Origin of the sequence: Kaistia dalseonensis (genome assembly GCF_030814715.1) — a bacterium.
Taxonomy (GTDB): Bacteria; Pseudomonadota; Alphaproteobacteria; order Rhizobiales; family Kaistiaceae; genus Kaistia; species Kaistia dalseonensis.
Window position 1 is genome coordinate 392,224 of the sequence record NZ_JAUSVO010000001.1, and the last position, 14,647, is coordinate 406,870.

Here is a 14,647-nt window from a genome sequence, read left to right on the forward strand (position 1 = left end):
TTGCCCGGCTGTTCGTTAGAAAAAACAGGAAACGAGGCAGACGATGGCTATTTCCGCTTCGATGGTGAAGGACCTGCGCGAGAAGACTGGCGCGGGCATGATGGACTGCAAGAGCGCGCTGACCGAGACCGACGGCGACATCGAGGCCGCGATCGACTGGCTCCGGACCAAGGGTCTCGCCAAGGCCGCCAAGAAGGCTGGCCGCGTGGCTGCCGAGGGTCTGGTCGGCGTTGCCGTTTCGGGCCCGAAGGCCGTTGTCGTCGAGGTCAACTCCGAGACCGACTTCGTCGCGCGCAATGCCGAGTTCCAGCAGATCGTCCAGAACGTCGCCCAGGCGGCGCTCGGCACTGATGGTTCGGTCGAGGCGGTCGCCGCCGCGCCGTTCCCCGGTTCCGACAAGACCGTCGCCGATGCGATCACCGCCGCGATCGCGACGATCGGCGAGCACATGAATCTCCGCCGCTCGGCCGAAGTCTCGGTCAGCAACGGCGTGGTCGCGACCTATATCCATGGCGCCACCGCGCCGGGCCTGGGCAAGATCGGCGTCGTCGTCGGCCTCGAATCGTCCGGCGACAAGGATGCGCTGCTCGCCTTGGGCCGCCAGGTCGCGATGCACATCGCCGCCGCGAACCCGCTGGCGCTGAAGGCCGAGGACATCGATCCGGCAGTCGTCGCGCGCGAGCGTGCGGTCTATGCCGACCAGGCCCGTGAATCGGGCAAGCCCGAGGCGATCATCGAGAAGATGGTCGAGGGTCGCGTGCGCAAGTTCTACGAGGAAGTCGTGCTTCTCTCGCAGGCCTTCGTCATCAATCCCGACCTGACGGTCGAGAAGGCGGTCAAGGCTGCGGAAGCCGATGTCGGCGCTCCGATCACGGTTGCGAAGTTCGTCTCCTTCCGCCTCGGCGAAGGCGTCGAGAAGGAAGAGAGCGATTTCGCCGCCGAGGTCGCTGCTGTTGCCGGCACGAAATAATTCAATAGTTTCTGAATGAAACTTCGGGGCGCCGGATGACAATCCGGCGCCCTTCGTGTATCCGAAAACGCCTTCACTCAAGTAGCCCGGAGAACAATATGGCGGCGGCAGCCCGGTATCGACGCGTGCTCCTCAAAGTCTCTGGTGAAGCGTTGCTGGGGTCCCAGCCCTTCGGAATCGACGAAAAGGTCATCGATCGCATAGCGGGGGAAGTCGGGCAGGCCGTCGAATCGGGCGTTGAAGTCGCCCTCGTCGTGGGTGGCGGCAATATCTTCCGCGGCATGACCATTGCCAAGGCGGGCGGCAACCGCGTCGCCGGCGATCATATGGGCATGCTGGCCACGGTCATGAACGCGATCGGCATGCATGAGGCGCTGGAGCGCCGTCGCATCTCGTCGCGCATCTTCTCCGCCATTCCGATGCCCACGATCTGCGAGACCTTCTCGCAGCAACGCGCCGAGCGGGCGCTGAAGCGTGGCAAGGTCGTGCTCTTCGCCGGCGGCACCGGCAACCCGTTCTTCACCACAGATTCCGGTGCTGCGCTGCGCGCCGCCGAAATGGACTGCGATGCCCTCTTCAAGGGCACCAATGTCGATGGCGTCTATTCGGCGGACCCCAAGAAGGACCCGAATGCGGTGCGTTTCGACAGGATCACCCACGCTGACGTGTTGGCGCGCGGATTGCAGGTAATGGATGCCGCCGCCGTGGCGCTTGCCCGCGACAATGGAATTCCGCTAATCGTGTTCTCGATCCAGCAGCCAGGCGCCTTCGTCGACGTTCTGCGCGGCGAAGGACGTGCCACGATCATTGCCGACGAATGAACAAGTCCGACGCGGCGGATCGGCAAATAAGAATAAGAGGATGCCATGAATCTCGATGATCTCAATCGCCGCATGCAGGGCGCGATTTCCGTGCTCAAGGGCGAATTGGCCGGTTTGAGGACGGGGCGCGCCTCGTCCAGCATGCTCGACCCGATCACGGTCAACGCCTATGGCACGAACATGCCGCTCTCGCAGCTCGCGACCGTGAGCGTTCCCGAGCCGCGCATGATCAATGTGCAGGTCTGGGACCGCGGCACGGCCCAGGCCGTCGAGAAGGCGATCCGTGAATCGAGCCTCGGCCTCAACCCGATCGTGGAGGGGCAGGTGTTTCGCATTCCGATTCCGGAGCTGAACGCCGACCGACGCAAGGAATTCGTCAAGGTCGCGCACAAATATGCGGAAGCGGCACGCATTTCCGTGCGCCATGTTCGCCGCGACGGCATTGACAGCCTGAAGAAGAGCGAGGCCGATGGCCTCAGCGAAGACGAGAGCCGTAAGCTCGCGGACAAGATCCAGAAGCTGACGGACGAGACCATCGCGGAGATCGACGCCGTTCTGGCGGCGAAGGAAGCGGAGATACTCCACGTCTGACCGGCAGGACAAGGCCATGAACTCGCATGCCGACGATTCGGGCGCCGAGCTTCTGGCGACGCCTTCAGATGCCGACATTGCCTCGCTGCAGATTCCCCGGCACGTTGCCATCATCATGGATGGCAATGGCCGCTGGGCTGTCGGGCGCGGCCTGTCGCGCACCGAAGGCCACCGGCGCGGAATGGAATCGGTGCGCGCCGCGGTCGAGACTTCGCGCGAGCTCGGCGTCGGCTATCTGACGCTGTTCAGCTTCTCCTCGGAGAACTGGTCCCGTCCGCCGCTCGAGGTGCAGTTCCTGTTCGGGCTGCTGCGGCTCTTCATCCAGCGCGATCTCGCCGATCTCAACCGCAACAATGTGCGCGTGCGCGTCATCGGCAGCCGGCTCAAGCTCACCGATGATATTCGCGCGCTGCTCGATCATGCCGAGGCGCTGACGGGGGCCAATACCGGACTCTGCCTGGTGATCGCCTTCAATTATGGTGGTCGCGACGAGATTACGCGGGCGGTTCGCCGGCTTGGCGAGGATGTGGCGGCCGGCCGCCTGGCGCCCGAGGCGATCGACGAGGCCGCGATCACCGCGCGCCTCGATACGGCCGATATGCCCGATCCGGACCTCGTCATCCGCACGAGCGGCGAGATGCGCCTCTCCAATTTCCTGCTCTGGCAGGCCGCCTATTCCGAACTCGTCTTCCTCCCGCTCTATTGGCCCGATTTCGACCGCAGCGCCTATGTGCAGGCCGTGGCCGAATATTCGAAGCGCACGCGCCGCTTCGGCGGGATCAAGGCGCGGAGGGGCGGTTGAAGGTCGTGCAGCCGTCTTTCACGCCCGAGCCCGCGAAACCCCGACGCAATGCCGACCTGGCACTTCGCCTCTGGTCGTCGCTGGTGCTTATCCCGGTCTCGCTCCTCGGCGCGTGGTGGGGCGGTCCCGCCGCCTACGCTCTCGCGGCGATTGTCGCGGCCATCGTGTTTGCCGAATGGGCGACGATCGTGGGGCGATCGCCCTCGATCTGGCCGAGCAACGCTGAGACGGCGCTGGGCACCGCCTTCGTCGTGCTGGCCGCCCTCTTGGCGGGGCTGTACGGCGTTGTCATAGGCCTTTGCGTCATGATCGCTGGCGCGCTCGTCGCGCTCGCTCTGTCGCGCTCGTTCTGGCTGGCGCTCGGCAGCCTCTATGCCGGCCTGCTTGGCGTATCGCTCGCCGCACTCAGGGCCGACCCCGCCTATGGCCTCACGGCCATCGTGGTGTTGCTGGTCGTCGTCTGGGGAACGGACAGCATCGCCTATTTTGCCGGACGCGGGATCGGCGGTCCTAAGCTCTGGCCCCGTGTTTCGCCGAAGAAGACCTGGTCAGGCTCGATCGGCGGCCTGATCGGCGGCGTTGCGCTCGCTCTCATTGCCCCCGTGCTGCTCGGCGTGCCGGTCGGATGGAAGCTGGTCGCGCTGCTCGTAGGGCTTTCCCTCGTTTCCCAGATCGGCGATCTGGTCGAATCGGCGCTGAAGCGTCTCTTCGACAAGAAGGATTCGAGCACCATCATCCCTGGCCATGGCGGCATGATGGACCGTGTCGACGGTCTCATCTTTGCCGGAGCCGCGGCCATGCTGGTCGGCTGGGCTCATGCCGGGCCTGCCGAAATCGGACGAGGAATGCTGCTTTGGTGAGAAGCCCGGTATCATCGAGCCGCGCCATGCGGGCGGAGGCCGGGCCGCGGAGGATCTCGATCCTCGGGGCGACGGGCTCGGTCGGCACCAGCACGGTCGACGTGGTCCTGCAGCAGCGCGCGGCCTTCGAGGTCGAGGTGGTGACGGCGCAGAGCCGAGCCGACGAGCTTGCCGCGATCGCGATCCGGCTGGGTGCGAAGCTTGCCGTCGTGGCTGATCCCGATGCGCATGGAGCACTCGTCGCGGCGCTCTCCGGCAGTGGCATTGCGGCCGCGGCTGGTCCGGCCGCGATCATCGAGGCGGCAGCTCGGCCCGTCGATCTCGTCGTGGCGGCGATCGTCGGCGCCGCCGGGCTTGCGCCGACGCTGGCGGCGATCGAGGCCGGTGCCGATATAGCGCTCGCCAACAAGGAGTGCCTCGTCTGCGCCGGCACGCTCTTCAACCGTCGCGCCGCAGCGGTGGGCGTGGGGGTTCTGCCCGTCGATTCGGAGCATGACGCGATCTTCCAGGCGCTCGAGGCAGAGAATGCGAGTGCCGTGGATCGCATCACCATCACCGCCTCGGGCGGGCCGTTCCGGACCTGGACGCTGGAGCAGATGAGCCGGGCGACGCTCGCCCAGGCCCTGAAGCATCCGAACTGGACCATGGGCCGCAAGATCACGATCGATTCGGCCACGATGATGAACAAGGGCCTCGAGATCATCGAGGCGCATCATCTCTTCGATATCGAATCGGATCGGATCGACGTGCTGGTTCATCCGCAATCGGTGGTGCACGGCTTCGTCGCTTATACGGACGGGTCGGTGATCGCGCATATGGGCGCGCCCGACATGCGCATTCCAATCGCCCATTGCCTCGCCTGGCCAAAGCGCGTGGCCGTCGCGACACCGCGCCTTGATCTGGCGCTCGCCGGCACGCTGACCTTCGAAAAGCCGGATTTGGAGCGCTTTCCATCTCTTCAATTGGCGCGGCGCGCCTTGGAGAGCGGAAACTGGGCCACCAATATACTGAATGCGGCCAATGAGGTTGCGGTTCAGTACTTCCTCGCCGGCGAGATCGACTATCTCGATATTGCGGCGACGGTCGAATCGGCCCTCGATCTTGCGACCGCCACTGTGGGCGGCGCCGAGGTCGGCTCGATCGAGGCGGCACTGACCATCGACGCCGAGGGTCGCCGGCTGGCGCGCGAGACGATTGCGCGCCGGGGCAGGCTCAGGGCAGGCTAGGGCTCCGCAACCGCGTGTGCCCATATTGTTGCAAAGGGTAGGGTGACGATGGAGTTTCTCGGCCATATCGGACAGTTCGGAACGGGCGCGCTCGGCTATCTCATTCCGTTTCTGTTCGTGCTGACACTGGTGGTCTTCGTCCACGAACTCGGCCATTTCCTCGTTGCGCGCTGGTGCGGTGTCAGCGTCAAGGCGTTCTCGATCGGCTTCGGCCCGGAACTGGTCGGCTTCAACGACCGCCACGGCACGCGCTGGAAGATTTCGGCGATTCCGCTCGGCGGCTATGTGAAGTTCCTCGGCGACGAGGACGGCGCCAGCACGCCAGACCGTCAGGCGCTCGACAAGATGAGCGATGACGAGCGCCGGGATACCTTCTTCGGCAAGTCGGTCTGGCAACGCGCGGCCATCGTCGCGGCCGGCCCGATCGCCAATTTCATTCTGGCCATCGCAATCTTCGCCGCCATCTTCACGATCTATGGCCGCGAGACGACGACGGCTCGCGTCGACCAGGTCGTCGCCGGCAGCGCCGCCGATATTGCCGGCTTCAAGCCGGGCGATCTGATTCTCGAAATCGGCGGCTCCAAGATCGAATCGTTCAACGATCTGCAGCGTATCGTCAGCACCAGCGCCGACCTGCCGCTGACCGTGCTGGTCCAGCGCGGCGGCAGCGAACTGACGCTGCAGGCGACGCCGGCGCGGCGCGAGGTCACCGACCGATTCGGCAATGTGCACCGGATTGGCCAGCTCGGGCTGTCGCGCGATGCGTCCGCGGCCAATGTGAAGGTCGAGCGTTTTGCGCTGCCGCAGGCGATTCTCCTCGGCGCCAAGGAGACCTGGTTCGTCGTCGATCGCACCTTCGCCTATATCGGCGGCATCTTCTCCGGCCGGGAATCGGCCGATGAACTGGGTGGTCCGATCCGGGTCGCGCAGGTCTCCGGCCAGGTCGCCACGCTGGGCTTCGTCGCGCTGGTCAATCTGGCGGCTGTTCTGTCCGTCAGCATAGGCCTGCTCAACCTTTTCCCGGTGCCGATGCTCGATGGCGGGCACCTTCTCTTCTACGCGATCGAGGCCGTTCGTGGCCGTCCGCTCAGCGCGCGGGCACAGGACCTGGGCTTCCGTATCGGGCTCGCGGCGGTCGTCATGTTGATGATCTTCACGACCTGGAACGATATCATGCACTTGACATCGCTTTGACATAATTTCGGAAGCCGTGGCGGCTTGGCAACGGACGGTTAAATTCCGTTGTGCCACATTGGGCCTCGACTTGCGGACCCTGGCAAAGCCTGCCACAAACGAATGAGTAGTGCGGCCTTATGAGGTTGATAGCCTCCGGGGTAGGGCCGGAAAGTCGGTATCGAAAAGGGCGTCTGATCCCAATGAATTTCTTCAGGACTTTCACGCGGGGGGGTGTTCGCGCGGCCTTCATGGCGATCGCGGCACTGGCGTTCCTTGCTCAGTTGTCAATCCTGGGTGCCGTCGAGGCTCGCGCCGAGACCGTCAGCAGCATCGTCGTTCAGGGCAATCAGCGCATCGATGCTGAGACCGTCCGCAATTACGTGTCGATCCAGCCGGGCAAGAGTTTCGGCCCGGATCAGATCAACGAATCGATCAAGGCGCTTTATGCGACCGGTCTGTTCTCAGACGTGAAGATCGCCAAGCGGGGGAGCTCGCTCGTCGTCAGCGTCAGCGAGAACAACGTCGTCGGCAGTGTGCGTTTCCAGGGCAACAAGAAGCTCAAGGACGATATGCTGACGACCGTCGTCGAGACGAAGCCGCGCGGCGTGCTGAGCCAGGCCAAGCTTGATGGCGACGTCGAGCGGCTGAAGGAGCTCTACAAGCGCAACGGTCGCGCCGAGGCAGCTGTCACCGTCCAGACCATTCCGCGCGACAATGGCCGCACCGACGTCGTATTCAACATCGTTGAAGGCACGCGCACCGGCATCTCGAACATCACCTTCGTCGGCAACAAGGCGTTCTCGTCCCGTCGCCTGCGCAATGTGATGTCGATCAAGACGACGAATTTCACCAGCTGGCTGTCCAAGCGCGACCAGTTCGACGACGCCAAGCTGCAGGCCGACGAGGAGCAGATTCGTCGCTTCTACATGCGCAACGGCTTTGCTGACTTCCGCGTCGTGTCGACGGACGTGCAGTTCAACGATCAGAAGAATCGCTACTCGATCACGATCACGGTCGATGAAGGTGCGCGCTATCGCTTCGGCAATGTGGCGGTCGACTCGTCGATCACCGATCTGAACACGGCGCCGCTCAATTCGCTCGTCCAGACCAAGAGCGGACGCGTCTTCAACTCGCAGCTCGTCGAGCGCACGACCGAGGCGTTGAACTCGGCCGTGCTTGGTGAGGGCCATTCCTTCGCGACGGTTCGTCCGCGCGGTGACCGCGACTACGCCAATCACACGATCAACATGACCTACATGGTCGACGAGGGCCCGCGGCTCTATGTCGAACGGATCGAGATTCGCGGCAACACGCGTACCCGTGACTATGTCATCCGTCGCGAGTTCGATATGTCGGAAGGCGACGCCTATAACCGCGTCCTGATCGACAAGGCGGAACGCCGGTTGAAGAATCTCGGCTACTTTAAGACGGTCAACATCACGACTCAGCCCGGCAGTACGCCCGACAAGGTTGTGATCATCTGTAATGTCGAGGATCAGTCGACCGGTTCGTTCCAGGTTGGTGGCGGCTACACCACCGATCAGGGCGGCGGCTTCATCGCCACCGTGTCGCTGACCGAGAAGAACTTCCTCGGCCGCGGCCAGTATCTGAAGCTGTCCGTTGGCGGTGGTCAGTCGGACCGTACCTTCAACGTCGCGTTTACCGAGCCCTTCTTCCTCGGTCGTCGCATGTCGCTGGGCTTTGACGGCCTCTATAATCAGGCCGAACAGACGGATTACCGTCCGTACAACATGAATAACTGGGGTGGCACGATCCGCCTCGGCCTGCCGATCACCGACGATTTCGACGTGCAGTTCAACTACAAGCTAGCTCAGCGCGACGTGACGTCATGGGGTACCCAGTACTTCCAGGATTGGGGTGCGTTCGCGCAGCTCTATCCGCTCGGCTCGTGGATCAATTCGTCCGTCGGTTATCAGCTGACCTACTCGACGATCGACAATTATCAGGAGCCTTCGAACGGCGTGTTCGTTCGCCTGGCTCAGGATTTTGCCGGTATCGGTGGCGATGGCCAATTCGTTCGCAGCACGATCGATGCGCGCTACTACAAGGAGCTGATGCCCGAATCGGACATCATCGGCTTGATCAAGGCTGGCGCGGGTAACATCACCGGCCTCGGCCAGGATGTCGCCGTCCTCGATAACTTCTATCGTGGCGGTGAGACGATCCGCGGCTTCCAGTCCTTCGGTTACGGTGGTCGTTACCAGGGCGTCGACGACAGCTACGCCATCGGTGGTACGAACTACTACAATGCCACCCTCGAAGTGCAGTTCCCGATGCCGGTGTTCCCGGAGGAGTTCGGTCTGCGTGGCGCCGTATTCGCCGATGCCGGTACGCTGTTCGGCTATGACGGTCTTGTCGGCCTGCAGATCGAGGACTCCTCGTCGATCCGCTCGTCGGTGGGTGCCTCGATCATCTGGAACTCGCCGTTCGGACCGCTGCGCGCCGACTTTGCGCAGGCTCTGACGAAGGAAACCTACGACCAGACGCAGGTCTTCCGCTTCAGCGCTGGTACGCAGTTCTGATCCTGCCTATAGAATGGCTAGGGGCCGCCGGGACCACCGGCGGCCCTTTTCTTTGTGGATTTGCATGAATGAGCGATCCCGTCTTTTTCCCGCCTGCAGGACCCATGAGCCTTGCCGAGATCGTGACCCTGACGGGCGCGCGCATCGTCAACGGTGTTGCGCCTGAGCGGGTGATCGTGAATGTCGCGCCGCTCGATCAGGCGCGCGCCTCGGACCTGACCTTCATCGACGCACCGCGCTACCTGCCGCTGTTGGCGGAGACGCGTGCGGCCGCCTGTTTCTGCGCGCCGAAACATTCCGCCAGCGTTCCCCCCGGCGTTGCCGCGCTCGAGACGCCGACGCCCTATGACGCCTATGTCGCGGTTGCCCGCAGGCTCTTCGCGGTGGCGCTGCGTCCTGCGCTCGTGGGGCAGGGCGGGATTTCGCCGGCTGCCCATATCGATGCTTCGGCGCGGATCGAGCCGGGCGTTACGGTCGAGCTGGGCGCAGTGATCGGCGCCAATGTCGAGATCGGCCGTGGCACGGTCATTGGCCCCGGTGCCGTGATCGGGCCGGGCTGCCGCATCGGGCGCGATTGCCATGTCGCGGCCGGCGCGACGCTGACCAATGCGCTGCTCGGCAACCGCGTCATCCTGCACCCGGGTGTCCGCATCGGGCAGGACGGTTTCGGCTATGTGATGAGCGGCAAGGGCCACAGCAAGGTTCCGCAGGTCGGCCGTGTCGTCATCCAGGATGATGTCGAGATCGGCGCGAATTCGACGGTCGATCGCGGCGCCAATCGCGACACGGTGATCGGCGAGGGCACCAAGATCGACAACCAGGTCCAGATCGGCCACAACGTGGTGATCGGGCGCCATTGCGTGATCGTCTCGCAGGTTGGCATTTCCGGCAGCGCCGTGCTGGGTGATTTCGTTGTTCTCGGCGGCAAGGTCGGTGTCAACGGCCATGTCACGATCGGTCATGGCGCCCAGGTGGCGGCGACGGCCTCGGTCAAGGACGATCTGGCGCCCGGCGGCCGCTATGGCGGCGCGCCGGCGCGGCCGATCAAGGAATGGTATCGGGAAGAGGTCGCGCTGAGGCGGCTGGCGCAGCGCGACATCAAGTCCGGACCCAAGCATGATGAAGGGAGATGATGTCATGACCGAGGACCAGAAAGTTCTGGGTTCGGCCGATATTGCGCGCCTGCTGGAACTTCTGCCGCACCGCTATCCGTTCCTGCTCGTCGACAAGATCATCGATATAGACGGCGACAATTCGGCGATCGGCATCAAGAACGTGACGTTCAATGAGCCGCATTTCCAGGGCCATTTCCCGCAAAAGCCGGTCATGCCCGGCGTGCTGATCATCGAGGGCATGGCGCAGACCGCGGGCGCGATCTGCCTTGCAGCCCGCCCCGGCAAGCCGCAGCTCGTCTATTTTTTGACAATCGACAATGCGAAGTTCCGCAAGCCTGTCGAACCTGGCGATGTGCTGGAATATCACGTGCGTAAGATCCGCAATCGCGGCAATCTCTGGCGCTTCCAGAGCGAAGCAAAGGTTGCGGGTGTGAAGGTTGCCGAGGCCGATATCAGCGCCATGCTGGTGGGGCAGTAACGGAGTTCCATGACGAACATTCATCCTACCGCCGTCATCGAGGACGGCGCGCGTCTCGGCGCCGATGTGAGCGTTGGCGCGTTTTCCTTTATCGGCCGTGATGTCACGCTGGGCGACGGTGTCGTCATCAACAATCACGTCTCGGTCAAGGCGCATACGACGATCGGCGACGGCACGGTGATCAGCCCCTTCGCCTCCTTGGGCGGCACGCCGCAATCCGTCCATTACAAGGGCGAGCCGGGCGCCATCATCATCGGCAAGAACTGCGTCATCCGCGAGAATGTGACGATCAACATCGGCTCGGTTGGCCCGCGCGAGACGCGGATCGGCGATCGCTGCTTCCTGATGACGGGCATCCACATCGCGCATGACTGCACGCTCGGCAATGATGTGATCATGGCCAATTGCGCCACGCTCGGCGGTCATGTCTCGATCGGCAACAACGTGTTCCTGGGTGGACTCTGCGCGCTGCACCAGTTCGTGCGCGTCGGTGATCATGCGATCGTCGGCGGCCTCTGCCCGGTCTGGCACGATGTCATTCCGTTCGGTGCGCTGCGCGAGGGTATTGAGGGGCTCGGTGGCCTCAACATCATTGGCATGAAGCGCCGCGGCTTCAGCCGGCCGGCGATCCAGGCGCTACGCGCGGCCTATCGCGATCTCTTCTTCGGCCCCGGCCAGTTCGCCGAGCGGCTTGAGCTGGTGACCGAGCGCTATGGCGAGGACGAGAACGTCGCCCATATCCTCGAATTCATCCGCCAGCGCGGCAAGCGCCGGATCACCATGCCCCGCCATGCGGCGGAGCATCACGACGCTGAGGCATGAGGCGGCGGCCGTGAGCGAAGCGGCCCCCACGTCCAACGCCGTATCGGACCTCGGTCCGATCGGCATCATTTGCGGCGGCGGCGCCTTTCCAGTCGCCGTTGCCGAGGCCGCCCGGAAGAGTGGCCGCGGGGTCGTGCTGTTCCCACTCAAGGGCTTTGCCGACGACCCGCGTATCGCGACCTTGCCGCATGAGTGGATCGGCATTGGAATGGTCGGTGCGCTGATGAACGGGTTGCGGCGGCGCGGCTGCCGGCAGGTTGTCTTCGTCGGCATCGTCATGCGGCCACGCATGACGCAGATCCGCTTCGACTGGACGGCGGTGCGCCTGCTGCCCCGCTTCCTGAAACTGCTCAAGGGCGGCGACAATCATCTTCTCTCTGGCATTGGCCGTATTTTCGAGGATCAGGGCTTTGAGCTGCTGGGCGCCCATCAGGTCGCGCCGAGCATTCTCGTGCCGGAAGGCGTGCTCGGCCGTATCCAGCCATCGGCTGCCGAGCTCGATGACGCGCGGCTCGGCATGGATGTGATCCGCCAGCTCGGCCCGTTCGATATAGGGCAGGGTGTCGTCGTCGCGCGCCGGCACGTCCTGGCCGTCGAAGCGGCGGAGGGAACGGATCTGATGCTGGAGCGCTGCCGCGCGCTGCGGTCGAGCGGCCGCGTCAAGCTCGCCGAGCGTGCCGGCGTCCTCGTCAAGGCGCCGAAGCCGTCGCAGGACCGGCGCATGGATCTACCCTCGGTCGGCATCAAGACCATCGAACGCGCCGCCGAGGCGGGGCTCGCCGGGGTCGCGGTCGAGGCGGGTGGGGTGATCGCGGTCGAATCGGAGGCGATGATCAAGCTCGCCGACAAGCACGGGCTCTTCCTGGTCGGTATCGCCGAATGACGGGCGCGCTGGCCAAGCCGCTCCGCGTCTTCATTGTCGCGGGCGAGGAATCGGGCGACATGCTCGGCTCGGCGCTGATGCGCGCACTATCGTTGCGGCTTTCCGGCGCCGTGATGTTTCGCGGCGTCGGAGGCACGCGCATGAAGGCGGCCGGGCTCGATAGCCTCTATCCCATGGACGACCTGACCGCGATCGGCTTTGGCGCCGTCATCGGGCGATTGCCGACCATCCTGCGGCGCCTGCGCGAGACGGTCGAGGCGATCGTGGCCGAGCGGCCGGATATATTGGTGCTGGTCGACGCGCCGGATTTCACCCACCGCGTCGCCCATCGTGTGCGCAAACGCCTGCCCGATCTCCGCATCGTCAAATATGTCGCGCCGACGGTCTGGGCCTGGCGGCCCGGACGCGCACGCGCCATGAGCGGTTCGATCGACCATGTGCTGGCGCTGCTGCCCTTCGAGCCCGAGGTGATGCACCGGCTCGGTGGTCCGCCGACCAGCTATGTCGGCCATCCGTTGCTGAGCGAGATCGCCGCTTTGCGGCCGAACGCCGAGGAAGCCGCGCGCCGCGCCAGCAATCCGCCGGTCATCCTGGTGCTGCCGGGAAGCCGGGGGCAGGAGCTGACGCGGCTCGGCGCCGTGTTTGGCGAAACGCTCGGCCTGCTCGCGAAGCGCGGTCGGCGGTTCGAACTCGTCCTGCCGACGCTGCCGCGCCTGGAGGCTCGCATTCGGGCCATGACGGCGGGTTGGCCGGTGATGCCGCGGATCGTCACGGGGGAGGCGGAGAAGCTCAGTGCCTTCCGCTCGGCCCGCGCGGCGCTCGCCGCCTCCGGCACGGTCACGCTGGAGCTCGCCTTGTCGGGCGTGCCCTTCGTCGGCGCCTATCGCGTTCCCGAATGGGAGGCGATGATCGGCCGCATCATTCTGACCGGCCATTCGGTCCTGCTCGCCAATATCGTCCTCGGCGAAAACGCCGTGCCGGAATTCCTGCAGCAGAAATGCCGTCCCGATCGGCTCGCCAACGCGCTGGAGCCGCTGCTCGACGACGGCCCGATCCGCCAGGCGCAGCTCGACAGCTTCGCCCGCATCGACCGGCTGATGGAGACGGGCGGCGCCCCGGCGGAGATGCGCGCCGCCGATATCGTGCTCTCCCTCCTTCGTGACGGGGCCGCCACGAACTGATCGTTTCATTCGCCGGCAAATCAGATCGTCATCGGCTTGTCATGAATGACGGCATAGCTGATCCGGGGCGTTGATCGGTCCCGGGGCGGTCCTTGGAACGATCGCGGATGAGCGGCGGTCACCGGTGGTCATGCAGGATAGCGAGCTCGAGCGCGGCGCACGGCGCCCATTCTCCGGCATCATCTGGGCCTATCGATTCGATGCGGCCGGGCATGCGCGCAAGGTCGGCCTCGACGAGCCGGTCGCTCCTTTCGACGAAGGCGATGGCTTTCTCTGGCTGCATCTCGACCTGATCGACAGGTTGACGCGCGACTGGGTCGAGAAGCGTTCCGGCCTGCCGCAATCGGCGCGCCAGGCGCTGCTCGGCTCGGACGATCATCCGCAGCTCGAATCCGACGACGCGCTCGTTTGGGGCGTCTTCATCGACAATATGGAAGATCCCGAAGACGAGGATACGCTTCGGGCCGCGCCGCTGCGTTTCGTGCTCGGCGATCGCTTCCTCGTATCCGGTCGGCGCTACCCTGTCCGTTCGGCGGCGCTGATGCGGAGCCGGATCGAGGCGGGGCATCTTGTGGGCGGTCCCGTCGCGCTGTTCGAGCTGATGATCGACCAGTTCCTGCGCGCCACCAGCGACGCCCTGCGCGGCCTGCGGACCGAGGCGGATTCGATCGAGGACAGCGTGCTGGATGATCGGGTGCGCGACGAATCGCGGCGGCTGGCGCCGCTCCGGCGCACCGCCGTGCAACTCCGCCGGCAACTGGCCGGCTTTCGCGGCATCTTGCGTGGTTTCGCGGAGGATCAGGAGGAGCGTGCGACGCATAGCGGCTCGCGCGCGGCGGCGGAGCGGTTGCTGCACCGGATCGAGGCGCTGGAGCAGGAGGTGCTGGAAGTACAGGACCGCGCCCGCTTCCTGCAGGACGAGATCGGCGCGAAGCTCGCCAACACGACCAACCGCCATCTCTATGTGCTGTCGGTCCTGACAGCGCTTCTGATGCCGGCAACGCTCGTTACCGGCATCTTCGGCATGAACACCGGCGGCCTGCCGCTGGAGCAGGGCACTAATGGCTCCGTCTTGGCGCTGCTGCTTGCCTGCCTCGCCTCGGCGCTCGTCTATCTGCTGCTGCGCAAGCTCGGCTTCTTCGACTGAAAAAGAAACCGCCGCGCAGGGGGCGCGGCGGC

Annotated in this window: 14 protein-coding genes; all 14 read left to right on the plus strand. The window is 64.7% G+C overall.

Annotated elements, in window-relative coordinates; all coding sequences use genetic code 11:
- The first annotated feature begins 43 nt into the window (after positions 1-43).
- The 14 genes from tsf (at position 44) to QO014_RS01830 (ending at position 14,615) form a co-directional block, all read left to right on the plus strand.
- Complete coding sequence (tsf, locus tag QO014_RS01765) at positions 44-970, plus strand: translation elongation factor Ts (protein WP_266346928.1); 927 nt, start codon at positions 44-46, stop codon at positions 968-970.
- Positions 971-1,068: 98 nt separating this feature from the next.
- The gene (gene pyrH, locus QO014_RS01770) at positions 1,069-1,791 is read left to right on the plus strand and encodes a UMP kinase (protein WP_266346929.1); all 723 of its coding nucleotides are present in this window, start codon (positions 1,069-1,071) and stop codon (positions 1,789-1,791) included.
- Positions 1,792-1,836: 45 nt separating this feature from the next.
- Positions 1,837-2,382, plus strand: a complete 546-nt coding sequence (frr, locus tag QO014_RS01775; protein ID WP_266346930.1) for a ribosome recycling factor — start codon at positions 1,837-1,839, stop codon at positions 2,380-2,382.
- Between the two features lie 16 nt (positions 2,383-2,398).
- Positions 2,399-3,184, plus strand: a complete 786-nt coding sequence (locus QO014_RS01780; protein WP_266346931.1) for an isoprenyl transferase — start codon at positions 2,399-2,401, stop codon at positions 3,182-3,184.
- Positions 3,185-3,189: 5 nt separating this feature from the next.
- Positions 3,190-4,044: a phosphatidate cytidylyltransferase gene (locus tag QO014_RS01785; RefSeq protein ID WP_266347762.1), complete on the plus strand. Its 855-nt coding sequence runs from the start codon at positions 3,190-3,192 to the stop codon at positions 4,042-4,044.
- Between the two features lie 26 nt (positions 4,045-4,070).
- Positions 4,071-5,270, plus strand: a complete 1,200-nt coding sequence (gene dxr, locus QO014_RS01790; RefSeq protein WP_266347763.1) for a 1-deoxy-D-xylulose-5-phosphate reductoisomerase — start codon at positions 4,071-4,073, stop codon at positions 5,268-5,270.
- Between the two features lie 48 nt (positions 5,271-5,318).
- Positions 5,319-6,464, plus strand: coding sequence for an RIP metalloprotease RseP (gene rseP / locus QO014_RS01795; RefSeq protein ID WP_266346932.1), 1,146 nt, complete (start codon positions 5,319-5,321; stop codon positions 6,462-6,464).
- 182 nt (positions 6,465-6,646) lie between these two features.
- A complete protein-coding gene (gene bamA / locus QO014_RS01800) occupies positions 6,647-8,989 on the plus strand; it encodes an outer membrane protein assembly factor BamA (protein WP_266346933.1) in 2,343 nt (780 codons plus the stop codon).
- Positions 8,990-9,057: 68 nt separating this feature from the next.
- A complete protein-coding gene (gene lpxD, locus QO014_RS01805) occupies positions 9,058-10,122 on the plus strand; it encodes a UDP-3-O-(3-hydroxymyristoyl)glucosamine N-acyltransferase (RefSeq protein ID WP_266346934.1) in 1,065 nt (354 codons plus the stop codon).
- 4 nt (positions 10,123-10,126) lie between these two features.
- The gene (gene fabZ, locus QO014_RS01810) at positions 10,127-10,582 is read left to right on the plus strand and encodes a 3-hydroxyacyl-ACP dehydratase FabZ (RefSeq protein ID WP_266346935.1); all 456 of its coding nucleotides are present in this window, start codon (positions 10,127-10,129) and stop codon (positions 10,580-10,582) included.
- A 9-nt stretch (positions 10,583-10,591) separates the two neighbouring features.
- Positions 10,592-11,404 carry an acyl-ACP--UDP-N-acetylglucosamine O-acyltransferase gene (gene lpxA, locus QO014_RS01815; RefSeq protein WP_266346936.1) on the plus strand — a complete coding sequence of 271 codons (813 nt, stop codon included), beginning with the start codon at positions 10,592-10,594 and terminating at the stop codon, positions 11,402-11,404.
- 10 nt (positions 11,405-11,414) lie between these two features.
- Complete coding sequence (locus tag QO014_RS01820) at positions 11,415-12,287, plus strand: LpxI family protein (RefSeq protein ID WP_266346937.1); 873 nt, start codon at positions 11,415-11,417, stop codon at positions 12,285-12,287.
- A complete protein-coding gene (gene lpxB / locus QO014_RS01825) occupies positions 12,284-13,468 on the plus strand; it encodes a lipid-A-disaccharide synthase (RefSeq protein WP_266346938.1) in 1,185 nt (394 codons plus the stop codon). Before QO014_RS01820 ends, lpxB begins: the two co-directional genes overlap by 4 nt.
- 130 nt (positions 13,469-13,598) lie before the next feature.
- On the plus strand, positions 13,599-14,615 hold the full coding sequence (locus QO014_RS01830) for a CorA family divalent cation transporter (RefSeq protein ID WP_266346939.1): 1,017 nt from the start codon (positions 13,599-13,601) through the stop codon (positions 14,613-14,615).
- The last annotated feature ends 32 nt before the right edge of the window (positions 14,616-14,647 follow it).

What these genes read in the sequence shown, in the direction of transcription:
- tsf (WP_266346928.1), top strand. Translation starts at nt 44, where the DNA reads ATGGCTATTTCCGCTTCGATGGTGAAGGACCTGCGCGAGAAGACTGGC.
- pyrH (WP_266346929.1), top strand. Translation starts at nt 1,069, where the DNA reads ATGGCGGCGGCAGCCCGGTATCGACGCGTGCTCCTCAAAGTCTCTGGT.
- frr (WP_266346930.1), top strand. Translation starts at nt 1,837, where the DNA reads ATGAATCTCGATGATCTCAATCGCCGCATGCAGGGCGCGATTTCCGTG.
- QO014_RS01780 (WP_266346931.1), top strand. Translation starts at nt 2,399, where the DNA reads ATGAACTCGCATGCCGACGATTCGGGCGCCGAGCTTCTGGCGACGCCT.
- dxr (WP_266347763.1), top strand. Translation starts at nt 4,071, where the DNA reads ATGCGGGCGGAGGCCGGGCCGCGGAGGATCTCGATCCTCGGGGCGACG.
- rseP (WP_266346932.1), top strand. Translation starts at nt 5,319, where the DNA reads ATGGAGTTTCTCGGCCATATCGGACAGTTCGGAACGGGCGCGCTCGGC.
- bamA (WP_266346933.1), top strand. Translation starts at nt 6,647, where the DNA reads ATGAATTTCTTCAGGACTTTCACGCGGGGGGGTGTTCGCGCGGCCTTC.
- lpxD (WP_266346934.1), top strand. Translation starts at nt 9,058, where the DNA reads ATGAGCGATCCCGTCTTTTTCCCGCCTGCAGGACCCATGAGCCTTGCC.
- fabZ (WP_266346935.1), top strand. Translation starts at nt 10,127, where the DNA reads ATGACCGAGGACCAGAAAGTTCTGGGTTCGGCCGATATTGCGCGCCTG.
- lpxA (WP_266346936.1), top strand. Translation starts at nt 10,592, where the DNA reads ATGACGAACATTCATCCTACCGCCGTCATCGAGGACGGCGCGCGTCTC.
- lpxB (WP_266346938.1), top strand. Translation starts at nt 12,284, where the DNA reads ATGACGGGCGCGCTGGCCAAGCCGCTCCGCGTCTTCATTGTCGCGGGC.
- QO014_RS01830 (WP_266346939.1), top strand. Translation starts at nt 13,599, where the DNA reads ATGCAGGATAGCGAGCTCGAGCGCGGCGCACGGCGCCCATTCTCCGGC.